The organism is Flavobacterium sp. MAHUQ-57 (assembly GCF_051908335.1).
Lineage (GTDB): Bacteria > Bacteroidota > Bacteroidia > Flavobacteriales > Flavobacteriaceae > Flavobacterium.
This window is the reverse complement of record NZ_JBPZTE010000006.1, coordinates 571,163-594,913: the sequence shown is the minus strand read 5'-3', so window position 1 is coordinate 594,913 and position 23,751 is coordinate 571,163. Positions and strand designations below refer to the sequence as shown.

Here is a 23,751-nt window from a genome sequence, read left to right as displayed (position 1 = left end):
GAGTAGGATATGATTTTTATATCATCTGATATAAAAAAAACGAAAAATAAATTTGATAAGTTGTAAGAGCATTACAAAAAAGACAACAAATCAATTTTACTATAGAAGTTAGTTATTTAATTCAGGAAAGCTGTCAGGATTTATTCTCACAGCTTTTTTTCTTACCCAAAGTTTTGTAATATTACTACTAAATTTAGTAGAAGTGCGAAAAATAAAATATAAGAAAGGTCGAAAGGTGGTTCCTACTTTTTTAGAATACACAGGAATTCACAAAGATGTTCCCACAGAAATGCAATTGTTTGTCTATGATACCAACGATTTAACGGAATGTGGAGATACTCATTTTTCGAAATTGATTCATCAATTTGATTTTAATAAAAACAATTGGTTCAATGTTCATGGATTGAGCGATGTTTCTATTATCAAAGAAATTGGCGACTTTCTTAGTGTGGATAATTTTATGTTAGGAGATATCCTCAACACGTCAAAGCGAACAAAGATTGATGAATACCACGATATTCTTTTCTTCAACATCAAATCCTTACTGCCAATTCAAAATTCGGATAATATTATTGCCGAACAAATCAGTTTTTTATTGAAAGACGGTATTTTGGTGTCATTTCAGGAAAAAAGAAGTGATTTTTTTACTCACATTAGAGAACGAATCAGGACACATTCCGGTATTGTTAGAGATAAAAAGACCGATTATTTATTGTATTTGCTTTTGGATGCAGTTATGGAAAATTTTTATATTACCATAGAAGCTGAAGAAGACAAAGTAGAAGAGTTAATTAATCTTTCCAAAACCAGCACTAAATTGGAAGTTTTAGAGCAGATAGAAAAACATCGGGATAATTTTCATTTTTTGAAAAGAGCCATTGTGCCTTTAAGAGATTCTTTACATACCATTAAAACGACAAAAGATGATAATGTTTTTAATGTCATCGAAAAAGAAAATTATAGTTTTTATGAACGATTATATCAAAAGGCATTAGAACTTTTGGAACAGATAGAATATGACTTGAGTAACCTCGATAGTGCTTCATCTATATTTTTCTCGATGCAAAGCCATAAAATGAATGAAGTGATGAAAACACTTACAGTTGTTTCCGTTTTTTTTATGCCACTAACATTTGTCGTTGGAGTTTACGGAATGAACTTTGACAATATGCCGGAGTTGCATTGGAAATATGGTTATTTTATGGTACTTGGAGGAATGTTCTTGTTGTTTGTAGGTATGGTTTATTATTTTAAATGGCGTAAATGGTACTAGTGTTTAAAATTAATTGAAATTAGTATTGTTTAAGCGAATAATAACATCTACATTTGTAAAGTATTCAAAATTCCGGAAAATATGTTTGAATTTCAACAGTACTTAGGTTTTCTTTTATTCTTAACCATCCTTACAATGGGGTTTTGGTTAATGATTTTCTTAATTAATTTCGTATTCTACTGGGTAGGAGGTTATTTGTGGGAATCTTTCAAAGAAAAAAGAGCAGCCAAAAGACTTGCAGAAAACGAAGAACAAGCTACAGTTTAAAGCTTGTTTCTACAATAAAAAACCTCGACAAAGTCGAGGTTTTTTTATGTATATTCTTTTTTATCCACCAATGAATTCATCATCACCATTTCCATTTCCACCTTGACGTGGTTTTTGTTCTCTCTCTGTTTTCTTTTTATTGAATCGATATGTAAAAGAAAAAGTGACAGATCTTTTTCTCCATTGCATTTCACTATGAGAAATTACACTTGGAAGTTCAGTGTCCTGAATTCTTTTACGAGAGTTGAAGACATCATTAACATTAAATGAAATGGTTCCCATGTCTTTTAAGATATCTTTACTGAATGCCACATTGGCCGCACCAATTCCTTTATTTGTGCTTTGACCTGTTTTTTGCTGTCCGTTATACGTTAGATTGGTCTGCCAGTCGATTTTATAAGGCAATGTTATTTTAGAGGTTATTCGACTTGACCAAGTGTTGGTTTTTCTGTTGAAGTCTTGTGTAACTTCTTGGTTATTTATATTGGTGTAAGTATAACTTCCAGAGTTAGCAGTGTTGAAAAAGTTAAAATTACCATTCAGTTTCCACCATTTTTTGAAATTATAATTTAGTGTGAATTCAAAACCGATACGCTTGTTTTCTCCTAAATTAAAGAAAGTAGTTTCAATTTGAGGCATTCCGTCAATAAGTATTCCTGTTTCTTTTCTCACTTGCTCAAATGAATCGGTAGTATGATTATAATACAACGAAGTATTCAAGGTTAATTTATCCCATCTTTTTAAATAACCAATGTCGTAGGCATCGGTAAAAGCTGGATTGATATCAGGATTCCCTTTAAATAGGTTTACACTGCTGGTGTATGAAGTAAACGGATTGATAAAACGATCTCTCGGTCTAGCAATACGCTTGCTGTAGTTTAAAGCGATACTACTGTTATCGTTGATTTCATAGGTAAGAAATGCGCTTGGAAACCAATTGTCATATTTTTTTGTTTTGGATATATTATCGGTTAATTGATTGATGTCAATTTTAGATTCTTCATAACGTAAACCAAATAAAAAGGAAAATTTATTAATTTTTGAACCGTACTGAGTGTAAGCAGCAGTCACATTTTCATTGTATTGGAATGTATTGGTAAAATCAACAACATCTGTGTAGGGATTGTCCGGAGAATCTCCCTTTTCTTGCACTTGATAATCAGAGATTGACTTTACATAATTTCCTCTGAAACCGGCTTCAAATCTAGATTTTTTTCCAATTGGCAAAACATAATCCAATTGAAATAAATTACGTTGCTGTTTGTCATTTTTACGTGTTCTCTCTGATGAAATATATGAATTATCGTCTATTTTGGTCCCGTCAATTATTGAATTATCACCATCATTATTGTATGAAATGGAAATATCTGCAGTTAATTTATGTCCATCTTTTTTGAAGTTTTTAATAAAATTAGAGGCATATTCAACGTTTTCATTACTCGAATTCAGATCGTTAAAACGTTTTGTGGTTTCTAAATATTGTTTATTTAGATCGTATTTGTAATAGAAAACATTTTCTATATTTCCACCTTTATTTGATCTAAAATTCAATGAATTAGTCCAAGAGGTTGATTTGTCGAGTAAAAGTTCAATTCCAAAATTTGCGTTTAGACCTTTTCCAAAACGGTTATTGTCTCTTCTTTCGCGAATAAACTCGTTTTGATTAAAATTGGTTTGATCAATTTTAGTGCTTCCGGGATTACTGCGGTCATTGTATCCAATTGTTGTGAAGAAGTTGGCACTTTTCTCTTTAAAATTCAAATTAGCTGAAATTCCAGAGTTTTTAGGTTCGCCCGCAGAAACTACAAATGTTCCGTTGATTCCTTGGTTTTTTCCTTTCTTAAGTATGATATTTAAGATACCACCTCCACCTTCTGCATCATAACGCGCTGATGGACTCGTAACAACTTCTACTTTGTCAATAGTTTCGGCAGGGATGAGTTTTAAAGCATCATTAATATTTCCCATGTTTGATGGTTTTCCATCGATTAGAATTCGTACACTTTCGTTACCACGTAAGGCAACGGTTCCTTCGGCATCCACCGAAACAGAGGGAATATTATCCAATATATCACTAACGGTACCACCTCGAACCATGATGTCTTTTCCAACAGTGTATACTTTTTTGTCTAATTTAATGTCTACTGAAGTTCTTTCAGCTCTGATGACTACTTCGTCAATCATTTTTGCATCTTCTTGTAATGGAATTGTTCCTAGGTTTGTATCTTCAAAAATTGATTTTTCTTTGAGTTCATAGGTTTTAAATGACATAAATTCAACTTTTATATTGAATTTACCAGGGCGGATTTCAATTTTAAATTCTCCGTTTGCATCGGTTAATCCACCGGAAACGACTTGGTTGGAATTAAAACCGATAATTGTAACGGTAGCGTAATCTAAAGGAGAAGAAGTTGATTTCTCAATTACTTTTCCTGTAAGAATAATTTTTTTTCCTTCCTGTTTTTGTTGTCCAAATCCAGAAGTTATGCTAAATAAAATTAGTAGGAATGAGGCTTTTTGGATAAATTTCATGTGCTTGATTTTACAAAAGCAAAAATAAGCCACGTTTTTTTTTATTTTCCTAAAGTAATGTTAAATGGGGTAGTTATAGAATTTCATTGATTTTTTCTGTCGGACGAGCAATTACTGCTTTGTTTCCGTTCACTACAATTGGTCGCTCAATAAGAATTGGATATTGTACCATTGCTTCAATTATCTCGTCATCAGTTAATTGGCGTTCTTTGAAAAGGTTTATCCATGTTGGTTCTTTTTTTCGGATTAATTCAATAGGAGACAGTTTAAGTTTTTTTAGTAATGATTTTAATTCTCTTTTCTTTGGTGATTTTTCAAGATAATTGATAATTTCAAATTCTTTTTTGGATTCGTCTAAAAAACATACGCCTTCTCTCGATTTGGAACAACGTGCATTATGATAAATTGTAATCATTATATTAATTTGTAATTTGTAACAAAATTAGGTATTTGATTACTTATTACAATAACTTAAACCTGCTATTCTATGTTTATCGATCAGTTTAATACCCCTAAATTCAAATTTTTTCTTTATTTGCCTTTTCCACTTTTGTTCTTCGGTTTAATGATTATCAATTTTTTAGCCATCAAATTGCTGAATTTAGATGTAAATCAAATTATTCAGGATGAGATTAATAGAAATGGAGTTAATAGTTTTTTTATTGATTCAATGGTACCTTTTTTGGTTGGATTGATCTTGCTTTTTTTATGGGTAAAATACATTCAGAAAGAAACCTTGGTGCGTTTTACAACTTCTAGAAGTAAAATCGATTGGAAACGTTTCTTTTTTGCTTTTTCAATTTGGGGTACTTTTCAAATAGTAATAACATTGATTAGTTATTTTCTTTCTCCCGAAGATTACGTTTTGAATTTTGATTTGTCAAAGTTTATTGTTTTTTTCGCTTTGGCAGTAGTACTGATCCCTTTTCAAACCAGCTTTGAAGAGTATTTATTTCGTGGACATTTAATGCAAGGTTTAGGAGTTGTTACCAAAAATAGATGGTTTCCACTACTTTTTACTTCTATAGCTTTTGGACTGATGCACATTAGTAATCCTGAAATAGACAAGTTAGGTTACATTGTCCTTGTCTATTATATAGGTACAGGTTTTTTCCTTGGAATAATTACTTTAATGGATGAAGGTTTGGAGCTAGCTTTAGGATTTCATTTAGCGAATAATTTAGTTATGGCACTTTTGGTTACAGCCAATTGGACAGCTTTTCAGACACATTCTGTTTTTAAAGATATTTCAGAGCCAAGTGCTGGTTTCGAAGTTGTGATGCCAGTGCTTATAATTTTCCCTTTATTATTGTTCGTTTTTGCTAAAAAATACGGTTGGAACAATTGGAAGGAAAAACTTACGGGGAAAGTGACTAGCTCTAACAATATTGAAGCTATAGAATATAGTGGTAATGACTAAAGAACTTTTTCATAGTATCCATCCCAATTTCAAATGGAATGCATTTCATTTAAATCGGAAACAACTTCTTGAAATAGCTGAGGAATACAGTAAAAGCAATGAAGACTTTCTCAAAGAAACCGGTTTATTTTTACTTAACTGGTTCGATGATAATGATTTTGTAATTGTTCAAACATCAGGTACTACAGGTAAACCGAAGCGACTACATGTGAAAAAGCAAGCGATGGTGAACTCTGCTTTGGCATCTGCTGTTTTTTTTGGATTATCAGAAGGCAATTCTGCTTTATGTTGTTTACCAGTGAAATACATTGCCGGAAAAATGATGTTAGTTCGTGCTTTGGTATTAGGATTGGAAATTGATTTGGTTGAACCAAAATCAAATCCGATGGATAACAATGAAAAGTACTATGATTTTGTAGCAATGGTTCCTTTACAAGTTGAAAATTCTTTGGATAAGCTTGATCAAATTAAACAGTTGATTATTGGTGGTGCGAAAGTTCATAGTGATTTGGCTGATAAGTTGAAAACCAAAAAATGTGAAGCCTATGAAACGTATAGTATGACTGAAACAGTAACTCATATTGCTGCAAAGCGAGTAGGGGTAGAAGCTTTTACGGTATTACCTGATGTAAAAATTTCATTGGATAATAGAGACTGTCTGGTGATTGATGCTCCTAAATTAAATCCCGATTTGATTATAACCAATGATATAGCGAGTATTGTTTCGCCAACTGAATTTATTTGGAAAGGCAGAGTGGATAATGTGATCAATAGTGGAGGAATAAAGCTTTTCCCGGAAACAATTGAAGAAAAAATTTATGAAAGAATGAGCAATCGTTTTTTTATTGATAGTTTTCCTGACAAACAATTGGGTGAGAAAGTGGTTTTAATTGTAGAAGGTGTTGAGAATAAATTAGAGGAAAGTGTTTTTGATACTTTGGATAAATATGAAAGACCTAAAGTCGTCTTTTATGTAGCAAAATTTCTCGAAACAGAAACAGGGAAAATTAAACGAAAAGAAATTGTCCAACAGTTACTAATAAAAAATCCTGCCTAGGCAGGATTTTTTATTTTATATTCCGATTTCGACCTGAAAACGTAAGTACCAATTGTTTTTGGAAGAACCATCAAAATAAGTCAATTTATCAAAAGAAACTTCACTTTGTAGTTTAAAAGTGTGTTCCCAAATGTATTTGGTTACTCCAAAGCTTAATTGTTTTGAATCCGGCGCTAAATTTTTAATATCGGCTCCAACTTTCTGGGTAGAATAACGACCGATGAATTCATAATTGGACAATGTGTTGTAGCTTAGTTGATAATCGAAACCATCACCTACAAAAACATAATTACTCTCAGTGATATCGTCAGGGTTGATGGTGATAGCATTGTCATTCGTAGTTCTTGACATATAACTTGCCATGGCAGCCCAACCGTTGTACTTGAACATTCCATCTAGTAAAACAGATTTCATTGTTCTGTTTTCAAATAAATAATTACCTAATTGTCCTTGCGTTTTTCGGGCATGGTTATTTTGTTGAAAGGCACCCGAAATTAATAGTTTTGGTTTTTTTTCTCGTACAATATCTCCCTCAAAATAGGTTCCATCTTTCGAAAATGCGCCTAAAGGCATTACTTCTATTTTACCGGTAATAGCAACACCGTCATCCGCTTTTTTAGTAATATTTCGACCTTCTCCCGTTGATACGGCCGCTTTAATGTTGTACGAAAATTTATCTTTGAATTCATTCATATTATGTACCTGAAAACCAAAATCACGGTCAATCGTGAACTTACCGTTATTTATCGATCGGTCAGTTAATTGTAAACCTCCAGAAGAATTCACACGTTGTCTATTTCCTGGTAATTTTGTTTGTCCGAAACTTAAATTCCAATTTTTATTAGGTCTGTAGAAGACTACTGCGTCACGAATGATATTGATATTTTCTCCTTCAACAATTTCACCAACATCGCCAGGAGCAAATGAAAGTTGAATCGCATATAAGAATTTTGGATTACCAACATAGCCATCAAAACGGAGACGTAATCTTCTGATTTGACCATCATAAGCTGGTTTTTCATCCTCATTATCAATATAAGTAACTCTGTTTTGTAATCGGAAACGAATATTGAATTGAAATAAACTATCGGGAGAAGTCAAGCCTACGCCTTTACCAAAACTGTAATAAGGTAGAGCAGATAACTTCAAATCGTTATCATTCTTTGTTTGTGTTATTGTAATTTGCGCATGAAGTGTTATTCCCTGAAGAAAGAAAAGCAGTAATGAAAATTGAACTATTTTTTTCATTTTTAAGTAGTTAGTTGTAATGAATTAATGTTTAGTGAAAGTTGTGTGTAATTTATATGTATGTTATTTTTTTGAGAAAAAGTTAAAAAAAAAGAGACTAAGTTTAGCCTCTTTTTTGTGACAATATCGTTTTTAGATAAAAATTCTTAGGAAATAGTATAATATACCTGCCAATAATGCTGAAACTGGAATGGTTAAAATCCAAGCCCACAATAAATTAACCGTTACACCCCAGCGAACTGCTGATACACGTTTAGTAACGCCAACACCAATAATTGAACCTGTAATTGTATGTGTAGTTGATACTGGAATTTTAAAGTGTTCAGTAATGAATAAGGTTAAAGCTCCCGCAGATTCTGCTACTACACCTTCGAATGCGGTAACTTTTGTGATTTTAGATCCCATTGTTTTTACAATTTTCCATCCACCACTTAAAGTTCCTAAACCGATAACAGTATAACAAGCTAAAGGAATCCATCCTGGCATTTGTCCATCAATTTTAACTCCGTTTTTTTCTGATGGTAATACTACTTGTAACCAATCCGGCATTGACATTACGTCGATTCCACTTGTATTAATGTAAACCGCAACAGCAGCAGCAATGATTCCCATTACTTTTTGTGAATCGTTACCACCATGTCCCAAGCTGAAAGCTGCTGAAGATAATAACTGCGTTTTCTTTAATATGGTTTCCGCTCTACCCGCAGAAAAACTACTGAATAATAAACAAATTGTACTTAAGCTGAAAATGATAAATCCTACCAATAACCATTTAATGTTTTCTGGTTCTCCAACCACACTCCAGAAGTGTGACTCGAATCTTGGTTTTTTAATTTTGTCATAACTTTTCATTACAGTAGATAAAAACCCTACAGTTGCTATCATGAAAGAAATAGTGAAAAGTTTTGGATAAATACTTTTTTTAGCAGAATACATAAACCAAAGCGAAACCAAGTAAGAAATAAGCATACCTAAAAGTGGTGCTAACGCAATAAAAGCAATTACGACTAAAACACCGCTAGGTAATAATTCTCCTTCTTTTGTAGCTTTAAACCAGTTAACAATGGCTAAACCAGTATGTTCTGGGTCGGTAACTCTTCCTGAAAAACCATGCGCCAATGCCGCTCCGGCAAATCCACCAATTAATGTGTGTGATGATGATGAAGGAATTCCTTTCCACCAAGTAAATAAATTCCAAATAATAGCAGCAATAATCCCGGCTAAAATAACCACCAAATCAATATTAGCAGTACTTGCGGTTTTAGCTACTGTATCAGCAACACCAAATCCAAAAACCCAATAGGCTAAAAAGTTGAAAAAAGCCGCCCAAACAACAGCTTGGAATGGCGTTAACACCTTAGTTGCAACAATGGTAGCAATGGAGTTAGCTGCATCGTGAAAGCCATTAATATAGTCAAATAATAAGGCTAAAACTATGATAATAATTAGTAAAGTCATAAGTTGTCAATCGAAAAATCGATATTAAGAATGTTTAACAGAAATTTGTTCGATTACGTTTGAAACGCCTTTACATCTGTCAGAAGCCATCTCAAGCGCAGATAAAACCTCTTTGTATTTGATCACTTTGATAGCATCCGATTCGTTTTCGAAAATATCAGCAACTGCTTTATCGAATACAACATCACCTTTGCTTTCTAATTTGTTGATTTTTTTACAAATAGCTTTGATTGAGCCATGATTTTTCAAATCTTTCAATTCTTTCACTGCAGTATTGATTAACTGACACGCCTCTAAATTGATTTCTGTTAATTTACGGATTGATTTTGTGATTTTTTCAACTTGATACAAACGCATTCTACTAGCAGCACCATGCATATTGTCTGCAACATTATCAATCGAACGGATTAAAGCATTGATATCTTCTCTGTCAAATGGAGTAATAAAGTTTTTACTTAATTCCAATTGTGTTTTATGAGTGATATTTTCAATTTTATTTTCTAATTCTTCAATTTTTTTGAAGTAATTTTCTCTTTCTTCTTTTGGAGCATTTACTGCTTCGTGCAATGTTTCTGCTAAAATTACTAAAGTACCACTAGCTTGTTCGAACAAAGGGAAGAATTTAGTGTCTTTTGGTACTAAAAATTGAAAAATACTGTTTAGGTTCATAAGTTTTAATTTTAATGGTGCAAAAGTAGATGTCGAATGTTAAGAAATTATTAAGTTAATATCAAACTCCTATTAACATTTAGGTAACAATTTGGTAATATTGAAAAAAAATCGATTTGTGAAAGAATTGGTAAATCTATTGCATAAACTATTGCAAAGCAACAAAGTGGATTGAAATTCAACCCACTTTGTCAAAAAAATTAAAACACAACTTACTTTTGTATTTCTTTCAAGATTTTCCCGTAATCATAGACGAAAAACTCTTTTGAATCGTTCATGGCTACAAAAATTCCTTTTGGAAATTGATTGCCTAAATTAGCTGTTGTTACATCGCATCCATCGGTTTCAACTGTAGTTAAATCAATGGCTTTAATGAATTGATTCGTTTTTCTGTCAAACACATTAAACGTTCCTCGTTGCTGGTCTGAAATCAAAAGATATCCTTCTTTTTCTGAAGTCTTTGCAATGGCTATACCTTCAATGTCAGTTAAGAATTTATCTTGTCCAAAAAGAGAAATTTCTTGATTTCCTTTGGAAGGTTCAGCATAGTATTTATGCACTCCAAATTCTTCATCTGAATAATAGATGTAGCCATTTTCGTTATCTACAGCGATGGCTTCAATCTCTTTTTTTCCGCTGAAACTACCAAACTTTCGGACCAAAATAGCTTTGATTTGATTATTAACTGCTTGTAATTCGTATTGATAGAGATAGTTTTGTTTTGGACCATCTTTTCTTCCAACGATTGCATACATCTTTTTGTTTATAGGAGAAAGATACAACGCTATTCCCATTGGTAATCTATAATTGGGTTTAGCTTCGTCAGTAAAAACTTTGATTCCTCCATTATCTACCGGTTTCATGTCAGGCACAGAATAAATCCTAATTTGATTTTTTTCTCTCTCGGTAAACGCCAATAGAGTAACTGTTGTTGTGTCATTGATTTTGAAATCATACGCCAAATCAACATTATTGGGACGCTGTAAATTTCGGATCGTTTTCTTTTCGATGATTTTCCCATTCAAATCGAAGGCATATATGGCGCCGTTGGTTTCTTTGTCGGTTCCGAAAATGATGCTTTCCGATGGATTTTCAGGATTAACCCAAATAGCTGGATCATCGGTATCATTAATGGTTTTTTCTGTAATAATATCGGGTTTAATTTCGCTCAATTCATTGTCTTTTTTGCAACCCAAAGCAAGAATTATAATGGCTGTGTAAAGGAATATATTTAGTTTCATGTTATCTGTTTTGTAATTAATAAAGGTCGTATTTTAAGCCGAGATTGAATGTTTTTCCATAGTATTCCAATTGTGAAACTCTTGAAGAAATTCCCTGATAGTAACGTAATGGTTGATTGGTCAGGTTATTCAAATTTAAAAAACAGCTTAGGTTTTTAGTGAAATTTACATTGGCATTGAAATCCACAAAGAATTGTTTGTCATAGTAACGGTCTTCAAATGCACGGCCGCCCAATTCATCCAGATAAGCATCTGAAAAATTTCCTGATAATCTCAAACTGAATCGTTTTGTAGTATAATTAATCGAACCATTCAAAATGTTTGGTGTGGCTTGTGGTAAATCCAACTCGCCACGCAATTCCCCATCTTCGTTTCTGATGCCTTTGGCTTTGGAGGTAATATGAGTGTAATTCAGATAAATACTGAAATTTTTAGCGAATCCAGGTAAAAAATCCAATCGTCTTTGGAATGAAAATTCGGCTCCTAGAATCGAAGCATTATCACCGTTCATTGGCTTAAATACATCGTATCCATCTGTATTTTCGGATTGGAATGTATAAATAAAATCATTGATTTTCTTGTAAAATAATCCTCCTGAAAGTATTCCTACCGATTTGAAATAATGTTCTGCCATGAAATCAAAATTCATTGAAGTAGTTGGAGTCAGATTAGGGTTACCCAAATAAATTTCTTCTTCTTCACGATTGGTTTCTTTATATGGAACCAAATCAATATAATTCGCTCGTGCCAAAGTGTTGGTCCACGCAGCTCTTACTATTGTGTTGTTGGTGGCATTGTATTTAAAATGGATACTTGGCAATACATTCGTATATGAATTTTTATCGGTTAATGCGTTTGTACTCTCAAAATCGCCATCTTCATTAAATATAATTTCATTTCCTTTACTTTCAATTGAAGTGTTTTCAATTCGGATTCCAGCTAAAACACTCCATTTATCCGAGATTTTTTGGTTAAATTGAGCATAACCAGCATATACATTTTCTTTTACACTAAAATTTGCGGTTGTATATTCTTCAGGTTTGTCTTCGGCTTCAAAAAGTGTCGTATTGTTTAAGTCTAAATTTCCGATGAAATCAATATTGGCAAAATATCCGGTTTGGTATTGACTTCCTGCTAAGAAATCGGAATCAGTATAATTAGTAACTGGAATGTCGCCTAAGGTTTCCATTTCTGAGCCAAGAGGACTATATTCTGTGAAATGATTGTTTCTAATTTTGTCTTTCAATCGGGTTTTAACACCGAATTTAAAATTACCGGTTTGCCCCTTAATAAAAGACAGTGGCAATTGAAAATTGGTTACTAAATTGATGTCTTTTTCATTTGTATGATTGGTTTCATCGGTTAATTCATCAAATTCAAAATTGGTATATTCTGCATCGGCTTCGTTACTAGGAGTAAACCAAGGTTTTTCAGCATCATTATTATAATTAATGGAATACTCATTTTTGTAAGCTACGTATCGTTCATGGTCTTTTTTCTCAGAAGCATACGCATAGGATGCTAACCAATCCACTTGTAGATTATTGATTAAATGATTACCTCCAATACTATAATTCTGCATGCGTTGGTCTTCTAAACGTGCACTTTTATTACGACCACCCGCAATTCCTTGTTTGTTTTCTCTGGTAGCTTCAATGGGGAAAGAAAGTAAATTACCATTTCCATCAACAGTAAAGTCGCCAGTATTGATTGCTTCACCATCTAAAATTTCCTGTCCGAAAGCAAATCGGTTTTCACGATCATCGCGCCAATTGTAAATCGATTTAAAATATAAGGTATTTGCATTGTCTAATTTGTAATCAAAATTTGCAGAAATACTTCTTCTGATACGCTGAATTCGGTATTCTCTGGCTTCGACTTGTTTTGCATAAGGATTTACTTCAACTTCTTCCAGATTATCGGGATCACCGTTGTTGTATTCGAATTCATCTTCCCATTCGGCTTCAATATTATCACTTCCAAAAATTCGATCGTTGAAAGATGTAGAAACAAGCCATCCCAATTTGCCATTTTCAGTTCGGTCACCTATAAGAAAAGAACCGTTTAAGATACGTTTATTGGTAATATAACTAATTCCACTTCCTAATGTTGTCGATAAGCGAAATTTTTGTGGAGAAGTTTTGGTGATAAGATTTACCGAACCGCCCAAAGCATCTGCATCCATGTCGGGTGTAATTGCCTTGTTAACTTCAACGGTTTGAATCATATCGGTAGGAATCAAGTCCATTTGAACGTTCCTATTATCGCCTTCGGCCGAGGGAATGCGACTCCCGTTTAAAGTAACTGAGTTTAATTGAGGTGACAAGCCTCGAACAATGATATTTCTGGCCTCTCCCTGATCGACTTGCATTGTAATTCCTGGGACACGTTTTACAGCATCTCCAATATTTGAATCGGGAAATTTTGTAATTTGATCTGTTGAAATAATAGTGGTGATATTCTCTTTGTTTTTTTGTGTATTTAATGCTTTTGCTTGTCCGTCGTTACGAAAACCTTCTACTTCAATTTCATTTAATTCTTTTGTGTCTGGCGATAAGCTAATAGTAAGGGTTAATGTTTTGGTTTCTTCAATCACTATCTGTGTATCAGAAGGTGTGAAACCTAAATAAGCAACTTTTAAAGTGTATGTTCCTTTAGGAATAGATACAAGTACGAAGCTGCCATCAAAATCGGTGTAGACTTCTTTTTTAATTGATTCGATGTAGAGTTTAGCGCCGGGTAATGGAAAGGAATTTTCATCTATTACTTTTCCTTTAATGGAGCCGTTTTGAGCAGCCATTTCGAAGATTGAAAACAGTAGCAATACCGTTACAAACAGCTGTTTTAAAATAGTTAAATTTTTCATTTGATAAGTTTTAATTTTCATCGACAAAGCTATATTTAACAATGCTTTACAAGGAAAATAACAAGGCAACAAAGAGGCAACAAAGACAAATTCAGACGTAATTGAAAGGCAACATTAATTCAAATTTTACATTGAAGAAACCTTTCTAAAACAAACGCGGTTTTACGCTATAATTCCAATAAAAAAATGATGAGATCTTTCTTCGCATCGATAGGTAATTTTTTTCTGAAACGATGACGAGCAACACGAACACTATCTGGTGTTACTCTTAAAATGGCAGCAATTTCTTTCGAAGATAAATTCAAACGCAATAAAATACCTAATTTCAATTCGGCAGGCGAAAGATCTTCCAGCGCAATATTGGATAAGTTTTTGATGTAATTCGGATGAATTTCTTCAAAGAATATATTGAAATCTTCCCATTCATTTTCCTGATGCAGAACAAAATCAATTTCAGAACATAGATCCTTAATTAAAACATCATGATTGACAGATTTTCTATCGGCCATGTTTTTTAATTTTAAAGAAAGTTCTGAAAGGATTTTATTTTTTTGAGCAATGTGTAAACTGTAATTCGATAAGGTTGCTGTTTTTAAATCCAGACTTTTTTGAAGGTTTTTTTCTTCCATCCATTTTTTTTCCAATTCGGCTTGCAATTTTTGTTGCTGGTACAACTGAATTTTCTCTTGTACTATTTTTTTCTTTCTCATCGAAAAATAAACCACTAACAGAATGATAATAACAGATGCCGCAATGATAATGAGAAGTAATAGTTGCATTTCCCTCGATTTGTTCTGTTCTTCCAATAGTTTGATTTGTGATTCTTTTCGGTCAATTTCAAAATCGGTCAATAAAAGATTCACCTGATTTTTATTTTCATTGACTAATGCCGCTTCTTTGAATTTTTCTGCTTCAATTCGATTGTCATAGGCTCTTTTGTAATCTTCTTTGAGGGCATAAATTTTAGCAAGATCTTTATATGCACTTTCTTGTAAACGGTTATCCTTTAGTTTTTTTGAAAGATGCAAGGATTGTAGGTTAACGCGAATGGCCTCGTCCAATTGCTTCTTTTTTCTGTGTATATCTGCAATATTATTTAAGATGTTGGCTTCTTCTTTGGTTGTACTTCCTTTAAAAATGGAATAAGCTTTTTGAAAATATAGAGATGCTTTATCCAATTCAAGTAAGTCTTCATAAATACTTCCAATATTTTCATATACATTGGCAACCTCAAAAGGATGCTTTTTCGGGGTAAGATAGGTTAGGCTTTTGTTTTCGAGTGCTAAAGCTTTTAAATAATCTCCTTGTTTTTCATAGTTGGCACCCAATAAGCTCAATGAATTTGCTAATCCAATTTTATATTTAAGCTGTTTGGATGTTGTTATGGCTTCATTATAGAAACCGGCAGCACTTTTATACTGCTTTGTATTTTTGTAAATAGTTCCAATTTTAGTATTCACAATGACATACAAACTGTCTTTCTTTTTCGTTTTATAATTCTCCAAAATCTGATTATAGTACTTCAATGCATCTGAATAAAATCCATTTTTTTCATAAATATCTCCGATTTTCATTTTGCGTGTGAAGCTCTTTTCATTGGAGTCTTTTATTTCTTCCTCTTGATTTTTTTTAAGCGATTTTAGTTCTTCCGAATTCTGTGAAAAAGCAATAGGTTGGAATGATAGAAATACAAATAAGAATAACGCCTTCATGTGGGTTGGTTTAACTTACAAAAGAGTTTCTTTTTAGTAAACAGAAAGTTATAGGAGATTTAACATTTGGTTATCAATTTGTTTTCTTGGTTAAGAAAATGGGTTATGTTAAAAACTTTAAAGAATTAAAAAAAAACGTTTTCGTACTTTAGCGTCGCAAAAAAATAATAGACACGACTAACATGGACTTAAACTTCAATAAAAACGAAGATCATAACAAACTTTTACTATCAGATTTACGACAACGTTTTGCTAAAGTAAAATTGGGCGGAGGTGAAAAAAGAATTCAAAAACTACATGCCGAAGGAAAAATGACGGCTCGTGAGCGTATCGATTATTTATTGGATGACAATGAAAATTCGATTGAAATTGGCGCTTTCGTAGGTGATGGTATGTATGCTGAACATGGTGGATGCCCCAGCGGTGGAGTAGTAGTTAAGATGGGTTACATTCAGGGGAAACAATGTATCGTAGTAGCGAATGATGCTACTGTAAAAGCGGGTGCTTGGTTTCCAATAACCGCAAAGAAGAATTTAAGAGCGCAAGAAATTGCTATAGAAAATAGATTGCCCATTATTTATTTAGTGGATTCTGCAGGGGTTTATCTACCAATGCAAGACGAAATCTTCCCGGATAAAGAGCACTTCGGAAGAATTTTTAGAAACAATGCTATCATGAGTAGTATGGGAATAACGCAAATTGCCGCTGTAATGGGAAGCTGTGTTGCTGGTGGCGCTTATTTGCCTATTATGAGCGATGAAGCTCTTATTGTGGATAAAACCGGAAGTATTTTCCTGGCCGGAAGTTATTTAGTGAAAGCAGCTATTGGTGAAACTATTGATAATGAAACATTGGGTGGTGCAACTACACATTGTGAAATTTCGGGTGTGACTGATTTTAAAGCGAAAGATGATGCAGATGCTTTGAACAGAATCAAAAGCATTGTTGGTAAGATGGGTGATTACGAAAAGGCAGGTTTTAATAGAATTAAAGCAGAAAAACCAGCTTTGGATGAAAATGAAATCTTCGGAATTTTACCAAAATCTCGTGCTGAACAATATGATATGATGGAAATTATCAAACGTTTGGTTGATAATTCTGAATTTGATGAATACAAAGCCGGCTACGGACAAACTTTAATTACAGGCTATGCTCGTATCGACGGTTGGGCTGTCGGAATTGTGGCCAACCAACGTAAAATTGTGAAAACGACCGGATCGAAGACAAAACCAAGCGAAATGCAGTTTGGAGGTGTGATTTATTCGGATTCGGCCGATAAAGCAACGCGTTTTATTGCGAATTGTAACCAAAAGAAAATTCCTTTGGTTTTCGTTCATGATGTTACCGGATTTATGGTGGGTTCAAAATCGGAACACGGCGGAATTATCAAAGATGGTGCTAAAATGGTGAATGCAGTTTCCAATTCTGTAGTACCAAAATTCACGGTTGTGGTTGGTAACTCCTACGGAGCAGGAAATTATGCCATGTGTGGAAAAGCCTATGATCCACGATTGATTTTTGCTTGGCCAAGTGCCGAATTGGCTGTAATGGGTGGTGCGCAAGCTGCTAAAGTGTTAATGCAGATCGAAGCTGCTTCTTTAAAAGCGAAAGGAGAAGAAATTACTCCCGAAAAAGAAGAGGAATTATTCAATAAAATCAAATCGCGTTATGACGAGCAGGTATCGCCTTATTATGCAGCATCTCGCTTGTGGACCGATGCTATCATTGATCCGTTAGAAACCAGAACCTGGATTTCAATGGGAATTGAAGCGGCAAATCATGCACCAATCGAAAAGCAGTTCAATTTAGGAGTGATTCAAGTGTAATGGACAATATTCATAAATATTTGCTTTCTGCAATTTTTGCAATTGTATTGTTTCCAATGGGATTGATAGTAGTAGGATTAATTTCTGGAGGAATAAACTTTATGAATTACTACATTGACTCTAGTTTTTTAACTTGGATTTACAGTTTGTTCGTTTTTAGAGATGGCTTATATGAAGAATATGCTTTATTGTCTTATTTGTTAAGTTATTGCATTACAATTTTTATAATAAAAAAAATGTTTGATATTTTTTTAGTTGTTTTTAAAAAGGCCTAAACTTTTCTTAAAAAAAATAAAAAATCGAAATCTACCATTAACTTTACGTGGTAGATTTTTTATTTTATAACTATGAAAAAATTAGTACTCGCTACAATTCTATTAGGATTTTGTCAATTTGCTTCGGCTCAACTTACCGTTGCCAAAGAAGTGTTTACGAGAAGAGATACCTTACAAGGTGGTTTACGTCCGGAACGTACCAGCTTCGATGTGCAACGCTATGATTTGAACATTACAATTGATCCTAATAACAGATCAATCGTTGGTTATAATGATATCGATTTCAAAATCATAGAAAATACCAAAACCATTCAAATCGATTTATTCGAAAATATGAATGTTGACAGTATTGTGTGCAATAATAAAAAACTACAGTACAAAAGGGAATTTTTGGCTACATTTATTCAATTTCCTGAAATGTTGAATAAAGGAACAGCACAAAAAATCCGTTTCTATTATTCGGGTAAACCGGTTGTTGCTAAACGTGCTCCATGGGATGGCGGATTTGTATTTGCAAAGGATACCTCTGCTAAGCCTTGGATTGGTGTGGCTTGCCAAGGATTTGGTGCAAGTTGTTGGTTTCCTGTAAAAGATTCTCAAAGTGACGAACCGGATTTTGGTACGTCTGTTAAAGTTGCTGTTCCAAATGGTTTAATGAACGTATCCAATGGGCGCTTCTTAGGTAGCGAGGATTTGAAAAATGGCTATACGCGTTGGGATTGGGAAGTGAAAAATCCAATCAATACGTACGATATTACCATTAATATTGCCGATTATGTTCATATTCACGACAATCATAAAGGTTTGGACTTGGATTATTATGTCTTAAGAGCCAATGAACAAAAAGCCCGAAAACATTTTGAAGAAGTGAAACCGATGATGGATTGCTTTCAATCGAAATTTGGAAAATATCCTTTTAGTGAGGATGGTTACAAATTAGTAGAAACACCTTATTTAGGTATGGAACACCAAAGTGCTGTAGCTTATGGAAATCATTATATGCAAGGGTATTTGGGTAATGACTTATCGCAAACAGGTGTCGGATTACTTTTTGATTACATCACGATTCACGAAAGTGGTCACGAATGGTTTGGAAATAGCGTTACTTCAAAAGATATCGCCGATATGTGGATTCATGAAGGCTTTACTCAATACTCTGAAATTGTGTTTATCGAATGTCAGTTTGGGTATGATAAAGCGATGCAATATGCTCGTGGATTGCATGACAATGTAAGCAACGACCGTCCAATTATCGGACATTATGGTGTAAATAAAGAGGGTAGTGGCGACATGTATCCGAAAGGTGCGTTGATGTTAAATACCATGCGTCATATTATTAACGATGATGCAAAATGGTGGAGCTTAATTCTGAATTACTCTGAAACATTCAAAAAGCAAATCGTTACACACGAACAAGTGGTGGATTTTTTCAACAAAGAATCAGGTTTGAATTTAACTCCGGTTTTCAATCAATACTTAAAACATACTCAAATTCCTGAATTGCAATTGCGCAAAGAAAAAGGTAGTATTCAATACCGTTGGGTAACTAATGAAAAGAATTTTGAAATGCCCATCGATGTTTTGATTAAAGGCAAACAGGTGAGATTGCAAGCGACTAATGATTGGCAAACAATCAAAGAAAAAGTAAAAGCTACCGAAGAGATACAGCCAGTAAAAGATAAGTTTTTTATAAAATATTGATTTTGAGTAGGTTATTTCTGTACTATTTAGTAATTTTAGGTAACTAATTTAAAAAACTAAACTGTATGGAAACTGTAAAAAGCTTGAACAAATGGGCTAATGCTCATACATCCTATCCGTTGGATATTTTAAGAATTGTAGTGGGGATTTTTCTTTTTTGGAAAGGAGTTTCTTTCATGACCAATACAGAATATTATACGCAATTGGTGGAGCCGATTAAGAATTTAGGTGGCGGTATGCTAATTGTTCATTATGTCATGGCTGCGCATATGGTGGGGGGAGTCATGATTGTTTTTGGATTATTAACCCGCTGGGCCGTTATGGCACAACTTCCTATACTTTTAGGTGCTTTTTTAGTCAATTTTATTGGAGAAATGCATGTAGGTAATCTAATTTTATCTTTTTTATTACTTTGTGTATGTATTTTCTTCCTCTTCTTCGGAAGCGGTAAACATTCCGCCGATTACTATTTTAAAATGGAATCATAATTGAAATACAATAATAAATTCGAATGGAGTCAATACGAAAAAGGAGTTCTTAAATGAACTCCTTTTTTATTAAAATTTTTCTGCTGTGGCTTTTTTCCAAAAATAACGGTAGTTGTCCGGTACTGAATTTTCATGCAATAAGCAACCAGTTTCCAATTCCGGAAAGGTTTCTCCAAAAGTTTCGGTTTTATTGCGTTCTACACGTGTACTTACCACATCTCTTGTAACTCCGTCCGGATGACTAATTCCTGCCGAGGCCATCAATTCCATAGCACTTTTAACCGTTTCATGTTGGTATCGAGCTACACGTACACTTTTTTCTTCGGGTACCAATCCTTTGGTAAGTTTCGGATTTTGTGTTGCAACGCCCGTTGGACAAGTATTGGAATGACATTCCAACGCTTGAATGCATCCTAAAGCAAACATCATTCCTCGGGCCGAATTGCATAAATCAGCTCCAATAGATAAACAACGGATTATGTCAAAACCGGAAATGACTTTTCCGCTGGCAATGATTTTTATTTGATCTTTTATTCCAAATCCATTCAAACTATCATAAACGAAAGCCAATGCATCACGCAATGGCATTCCTACATGATCGGAATATTCAGGTGGTGCCGCACCCGTTCCACCTTCGCCACCATCTACTGTTATGAAATCCAAATAGGTGTTCGTTGCGACCATCGCTTTGCAAATGGATAAGAATTCTGATTTATTACCAATACAAATCTTGATTCCAATTGGTTTTCCTCCTGAATTCTCCCGTAATAATTGAACAAACTTCATCAATTCTCTTGGCGTATTAAAGGCAGAATGTTTGGGTGGTGAAACAATGTCATTTCCTTTTTCAACCAAACGAATTGCTGCAATTTCATCGGTTACTTTTTCTTTGGGTAATATACCGCCGTGACCGGGTTTAGCTCCTTGTGAAAATTTGATTTCAATCATTTTTACATTATCCAATGTAGCTCTCTTTCTAAATTCTTCCACTGAAAAATTCCCTTGTGCATCTCTAGTACTAAAATACCCTGTTCCAATGTTCCAAACCACATCTCCGCCCGGTTCCAAATGATAAGGGGATAAGCCTCCTTCACCTGTGTTGTGGAAGAATCCTCCTTGTTTTGCCCCTGAGTTTAAAGCAAGTATTGCGTTTTTGCTCAACGATCCATAGCTCATGGCACTTACATTGAACATGCTGGCTTCATACGGTTTTGTACATTGGGTTGAGCCTATTTTTACTCTCGGATTTTCATCGACTTCCTTAAAAGGAATGGCTCTCACACTATGATTGATCCATTCGTAACCAACATCATAAACATTGAGTTGGGTCCCGAAAGGTTGTGTTGATGTTTCTTTCTTGCTTCTTTGGTACACTAAGCTGCGCTGAAGTCTATTAAAGGGTTTACCTTCAGTGTCGGTTTCAATAAAATATTGACGCATTTCCGGACCAACCGATTCTAATACGTATCGCATTCGGCCCAATAAAGGGAAATTTCGCTTAATGGTTTGTTTGGATTGAAACATATCGAACAATCCCATGGCAATCAACGGTATGAAAATCAGTAATAAGAAACTGAACTTCCAATTGACATACATTAAAATTCCGGTTAAAGCTAGAATGGTGATACTAAAAACAACGAAGGCTTTTCTCATAAATAATTGTATTGTATAAGGTAATAAAATAACAAAAAATATTTCATCAAAATTTAAAAACTTGTGTCGAGCCGTTATTTTTAATTATTTTTGGTAAAATTTAAGAAGAGAATTATGTACACAGAAAACGATTTAGTATCTAATGTTTCACAAGAACAACAAGCGGAATTTTTCAAAAAAACCTATACACATGTTGCTCTAGCTATCTTAGCTTTTATTGTGGTTGAGACGATTTTGTTGAAAATTTTACCGGCAACTTTTATTTTGCAAATGATTGGTGGAAAAATATGGCTTTTGGTGTTGGGAATTTTTTGGTTAGGATCAACTTTCTCTGATAAATTGGCATTTCATCCTTCTAAAGAGAAACAGTATTTAGGATTAGGATTGAATGTCATTCTTGAGGCTTTAATTTTTTTACCAATGTTAGGTTATGCCGTGCAGTATGATTCGGATGGTAATTTGATTCAACAAGCAGCAATGATTACCTTATTTATGTTTTCGGGTTTAACTGCTGTAGTTTTATTTACCAAAACAGATTTTTCTTTTTTAAGAACAATCGTGCTTGTTGGTGGTTTTGTTGCTTTAGGAACTATTGTCGGCGGAATTCTATTTGGATTTAACCTTGGACTATGGTTTTCGGTTGGAATGGTAATTTTAGCTTCGGCAAGTATTTTATACCAAACGCATCAAATTAAAGAACAATTTGCTACTACTCAGTATGTAGGTGCTGCTTTGCAATTGTTTTCTTCCATTATGTTGTTGTTCTGGTATGTGTTACGTATTGTAATGAGTGAAAAAGAGTAACGATTCGAGATAATATAAAAAAAAGGAGCATTTAGCTCCTTTTTTTATTCATCATTTGTGATTATTCTTCTTTTTGCCCCATCATCATTAGATAGGCTTTCAGGAATTCATCTAAATTCCCATTTAAAACACCGTCAACATCACTGGTTTCATAACTGGTACGAACGTCTTTGATTAGTTTATACGGATGTAAAACATAGTTTCGAATTTGTGAACCCCACTCAATTTTCATCTTGCTCGCTTCAATATCAGCACGCTGCTCCATTTGTTTCTTCAGTTCAATCTCATACAACTGCGAGCGTAACATCTGCATTGCTCTTTGTCGGTTGTCTTGTTGCGAACGGGTTTCCGAACATTGAATCTGAATTCCTGTGGGCTTATGGAATAGCTGTACTTTAGTTTCTACTTTATTCACATTCTGACCACCGGCTCCACTCGAACGAGATGTGGTAATTTCAATATCGGCTGGATTGATCTCAATTTCAATACTGTCATCGACTAACGGATATACATAAACGGAAGCAAAAGAAGTATGACGTTTGGCATTACTGTCAAAAGGAGAGATGCGCACCAAACGATGCACCCCGTTTTCGCCTTTCAAATACCCGAACGAATAATCGCCTTCAAATTCTAAAGTTACCGTTTTAATTCCGGCAACATCTCCTTCCTGAAAGTTCAATTCTTTTACTTTATAGCCATTTTTTTCACCCCACATTAAATACATACGCATCAACATACTTGCCCAATCACAACTCTCAGTTCCACCGGCTCCAGCTGTAATCTGTAAAACAGCACTCATAGAGTCACCTTCGTCCGAAAGCATGTTTTTAAATTCAATATTCTCAATGTGCGTATTTAAGGTATCGTAAAGGCTATCCAATTCTTCTTCGCTAAGATTACCTTCTTTGTAAAACTCGTAGGCAATTTGCAATTCGTCACTTAAATTGACTGCTTTTTCATAATCTTCTACCCATTTTTTCTTAGATCGGAGATTACGTACAATCACTTCAGCTTCTTTCGCGTTGTTCCAAAAGTCTGGCGCAAAGGTTTTTTCTTCCTCGTTAGCAATTTCGATTAGTTTGGCATCAATGTCAAAGATACCTCCTCAACGCACCAAGGCGTTCTACAATACCTTTTATTTGCTCGGCATTTGTCATATAATTTTTATATTTTTGGTTTTTATTTGTAGCTATTTCCCGCTGTCCACTGTATCTTTGCGCTGCAAAGGATGCCGTTCCCATCGGGGCTAAAGCTAAGCAAA

At 34.0% G+C, this 23,751-nt stretch carries 18 protein-coding genes; 8 read left to right on the top strand and 10 right to left on the bottom strand.

From position 1 onward, the window contains the following. Positions 1-202 precede the first annotated feature (202 nt). Positions 203-1,273, top strand: coding sequence for a magnesium/cobalt transporter CorA (gene corA / locus ACS8MM_RS03040; protein WP_379712902.1), 1,071 nt, complete (start codon positions 203-205; stop codon positions 1,271-1,273). 81 nt (positions 1,274-1,354) lie between these two features. Next, positions 1,355-1,540, top strand: a complete 186-nt coding sequence (locus ACS8MM_RS03035; protein ID WP_379712900.1) for a hypothetical protein — start codon at positions 1,355-1,357, stop codon at positions 1,538-1,540. A gap of 60 nt (positions 1,541-1,600) precedes the next feature. On the opposite strand, the gene ACS8MM_RS03030 is transcribed toward ACS8MM_RS03035, so the two are convergent. Both ACS8MM_RS03030 and arsC read right to left on the bottom strand, forming a co-directional pair. Further along, a complete protein-coding gene (locus ACS8MM_RS03030) occupies positions 1,601-4,072 on the bottom strand; it encodes a TonB-dependent receptor domain-containing protein (RefSeq protein ID WP_379712898.1) in 2,472 nt (823 codons plus the stop codon). A gap of 73 nt (positions 4,073-4,145) precedes the next feature. Then, positions 4,146-4,487 carry an arsenate reductase (glutaredoxin) gene (arsC, locus tag ACS8MM_RS03025; RefSeq protein ID WP_379712896.1) on the bottom strand — a complete coding sequence of 114 codons (342 nt, stop codon included), beginning with the start codon at positions 4,485-4,487 and terminating at the stop codon, positions 4,146-4,148. Between the two features lie 72 nt (positions 4,488-4,559). Here arsC and ACS8MM_RS03020 point away from each other — a divergent pair, with 72 nt between their 5' ends. Next, positions 4,560-5,492, top strand: a complete 933-nt coding sequence (locus ACS8MM_RS03020) for a CPBP family intramembrane glutamic endopeptidase (protein ID WP_379712894.1) — start codon at positions 4,560-4,562, stop codon at positions 5,490-5,492. Beyond that, entirely contained in the window at positions 5,485-6,549 is a 1,065-nt protein-coding gene (locus ACS8MM_RS03015) for an AMP-binding protein (RefSeq protein ID WP_379712892.1), read from the top strand. The genes ACS8MM_RS03020 and ACS8MM_RS03015 overlap by 8 nt, the downstream gene beginning before the upstream one ends. Positions 6,550-6,564: 15 nt before the next feature. Here the strand turns inward: ACS8MM_RS03015 and ACS8MM_RS03010 are convergent, their stop codons facing one another. The 6 genes from ACS8MM_RS03010 to ACS8MM_RS02985 all read right to left on the bottom strand — a co-directional run bounded on the left by ACS8MM_RS03010 (position 6,565) and on the right by ACS8MM_RS02985 (position 15,743). Further along, entirely contained in the window at positions 6,565-7,797 is a 1,233-nt protein-coding gene (locus tag ACS8MM_RS03010; protein WP_379712890.1) for a porin, read from the bottom strand. 132 nt (positions 7,798-7,929) lie between these two features. Next, positions 7,930-9,255 carry an inorganic phosphate transporter gene (locus tag ACS8MM_RS03005; protein WP_379712888.1) on the bottom strand — a complete coding sequence of 442 codons (1,326 nt, stop codon included), beginning with the start codon at positions 9,253-9,255 and terminating at the stop codon, positions 7,930-7,932. A 24-nt stretch (positions 9,256-9,279) separates the two neighbouring features. After that, positions 9,280-9,924, bottom strand: a complete 645-nt coding sequence (locus tag ACS8MM_RS03000) for a DUF47 domain-containing protein (RefSeq protein WP_379712886.1) — start codon at positions 9,922-9,924, stop codon at positions 9,280-9,282. Between the two features lie 212 nt (positions 9,925-10,136). Continuing rightward, positions 10,137-11,165, bottom strand: a complete 1,029-nt coding sequence (locus ACS8MM_RS02995; protein ID WP_379712884.1) for a phytase — start codon at positions 11,163-11,165, stop codon at positions 10,137-10,139. 16 nt (positions 11,166-11,181) lie between these two features. Continuing rightward, positions 11,182-14,031, bottom strand: coding sequence for a TonB-dependent receptor (locus ACS8MM_RS02990; protein ID WP_379712882.1), 2,850 nt, complete (start codon positions 14,029-14,031; stop codon positions 11,182-11,184). A 167-nt stretch (positions 14,032-14,198) separates the two neighbouring features. After that, positions 14,199-15,743, bottom strand: a complete 1,545-nt coding sequence (locus ACS8MM_RS02985) for a tetratricopeptide repeat protein (RefSeq protein WP_379712880.1) — start codon at positions 15,741-15,743, stop codon at positions 14,199-14,201. Positions 15,744-15,925: 182 nt separating this feature from the next. On the opposite strand from ACS8MM_RS02985, the gene ACS8MM_RS02980 reads away from it, so the two are divergent. From ACS8MM_RS02980 to ACS8MM_RS02970, 3 genes are all read left to right on the top strand, one after another. After that, entirely contained in the window at positions 15,926-17,569 is a 1,644-nt protein-coding gene (locus ACS8MM_RS02980; protein WP_379712878.1) for an acyl-CoA carboxylase subunit beta, read from the top strand. Positions 17,570-17,916: 347 nt separating this feature from the next. Further along, positions 17,917-19,545: a M1 family metallopeptidase gene (locus tag ACS8MM_RS02975; RefSeq protein ID WP_379712876.1), complete on the top strand. Its 1,629-nt coding sequence runs from the start codon at positions 17,917-17,919 to the stop codon at positions 19,543-19,545. A 65-nt stretch (positions 19,546-19,610) separates the two neighbouring features. After that, on the top strand, positions 19,611-20,033 hold the full coding sequence (locus ACS8MM_RS02970; protein WP_379712874.1) for a DoxX family protein: 423 nt from the start codon (positions 19,611-19,613) through the stop codon (positions 20,031-20,033). A gap of 69 nt (positions 20,034-20,102) precedes the next feature. On the opposite strand, the gene ACS8MM_RS02965 is transcribed toward ACS8MM_RS02970, so the two are convergent. After that, positions 20,103-21,686 (bottom strand): FMN-binding glutamate synthase family protein, encoded by a 1,584-nt coding sequence (locus tag ACS8MM_RS02965; protein WP_379712872.1) that lies wholly within the window; start codon positions 21,684-21,686, stop codon positions 20,103-20,105. Between the two features lie 114 nt (positions 21,687-21,800). Between ACS8MM_RS02965 and ACS8MM_RS02960 the strand changes: the two genes are divergently transcribed. Beyond that, positions 21,801-22,490: a Bax inhibitor-1/YccA family protein gene (locus ACS8MM_RS02960; RefSeq protein ID WP_379712870.1), complete on the top strand. Its 690-nt coding sequence runs from the start codon at positions 21,801-21,803 to the stop codon at positions 22,488-22,490. Positions 22,491-22,551: 61 nt separating this feature from the next. Here ACS8MM_RS02960 and prfB read toward each other — a convergent pair. Then, a protein-coding gene (gene prfB, locus ACS8MM_RS02955) for a peptide chain release factor 2 (RefSeq protein ID WP_379712868.1) occupies positions 22,552-23,647 on the bottom strand; the annotation gives its coding sequence in 2 pieces (ribosomal slippage) (positions 22,552-23,583 and positions 23,585-23,647; 1,095 coding nt in all). Between the last annotated feature and the right edge of the window lie 104 nt (positions 23,648-23,751).

Bases quoted from the DNA above. Each gene is read 5' to 3' on its own strand.
- ACS8MM_RS03035 (WP_379712900.1), top strand. From the start codon at position 1,355: ATGTTTGAATTTCAACAGTACTTAGGTTTTCTTTTATTCTTAACCATC.
- ACS8MM_RS03030 (WP_379712898.1), bottom strand. From the start codon at position 4,072: ATGAAATTTATCCAAAAAGCCTCATTCCTACTAATTTTATTTAGCATA.
- arsC (WP_379712896.1), bottom strand. From the start codon at position 4,487: ATGATTACAATTTATCATAATGCACGTTGTTCCAAATCGAGAGAAGGC.
- ACS8MM_RS03020 (WP_379712894.1), top strand. From the start codon at position 4,560: ATGTTTATCGATCAGTTTAATACCCCTAAATTCAAATTTTTTCTTTAT.
- ACS8MM_RS03015 (WP_379712892.1), top strand. From the start codon at position 5,485: ATGACTAAAGAACTTTTTCATAGTATCCATCCCAATTTCAAATGGAAT.
- ACS8MM_RS03010 (WP_379712890.1), bottom strand. From the start codon at position 7,797: ATGAAAAAAATAGTTCAATTTTCATTACTGCTTTTCTTTCTTCAGGGA.
- ACS8MM_RS03005 (WP_379712888.1), bottom strand. From the start codon at position 9,255: ATGACTTTACTAATTATTATCATAGTTTTAGCCTTATTATTTGACTAT.
- ACS8MM_RS03000 (WP_379712886.1), bottom strand. From the start codon at position 9,924: ATGAACCTAAACAGTATTTTTCAATTTTTAGTACCAAAAGACACTAAA.
- ACS8MM_RS02995 (WP_379712884.1), bottom strand. From the start codon at position 11,165: ATGAAACTAAATATATTCCTTTACACAGCCATTATAATTCTTGCTTTG.
- ACS8MM_RS02990 (WP_379712882.1), bottom strand. From the start codon at position 14,031: ATGAAAAATTTAACTATTTTAAAACAGCTGTTTGTAACGGTATTGCTA.
- ACS8MM_RS02985 (WP_379712880.1), bottom strand. From the start codon at position 15,743: ATGAAGGCGTTATTCTTATTTGTATTTCTATCATTCCAACCTATTGCT.
- ACS8MM_RS02980 (WP_379712878.1), top strand. From the start codon at position 15,926: ATGGACTTAAACTTCAATAAAAACGAAGATCATAACAAACTTTTACTA.
- ACS8MM_RS02975 (WP_379712876.1), top strand. From the start codon at position 17,917: ATGAAAAAATTAGTACTCGCTACAATTCTATTAGGATTTTGTCAATTT.
- ACS8MM_RS02970 (WP_379712874.1), top strand. From the start codon at position 19,611: ATGGAAACTGTAAAAAGCTTGAACAAATGGGCTAATGCTCATACATCC.
- ACS8MM_RS02965 (WP_379712872.1), bottom strand. From the start codon at position 21,686: ATGAGAAAAGCCTTCGTTGTTTTTAGTATCACCATTCTAGCTTTAACC.
- ACS8MM_RS02960 (WP_379712870.1), top strand. From the start codon at position 21,801: ATGTACACAGAAAACGATTTAGTATCTAATGTTTCACAAGAACAACAA.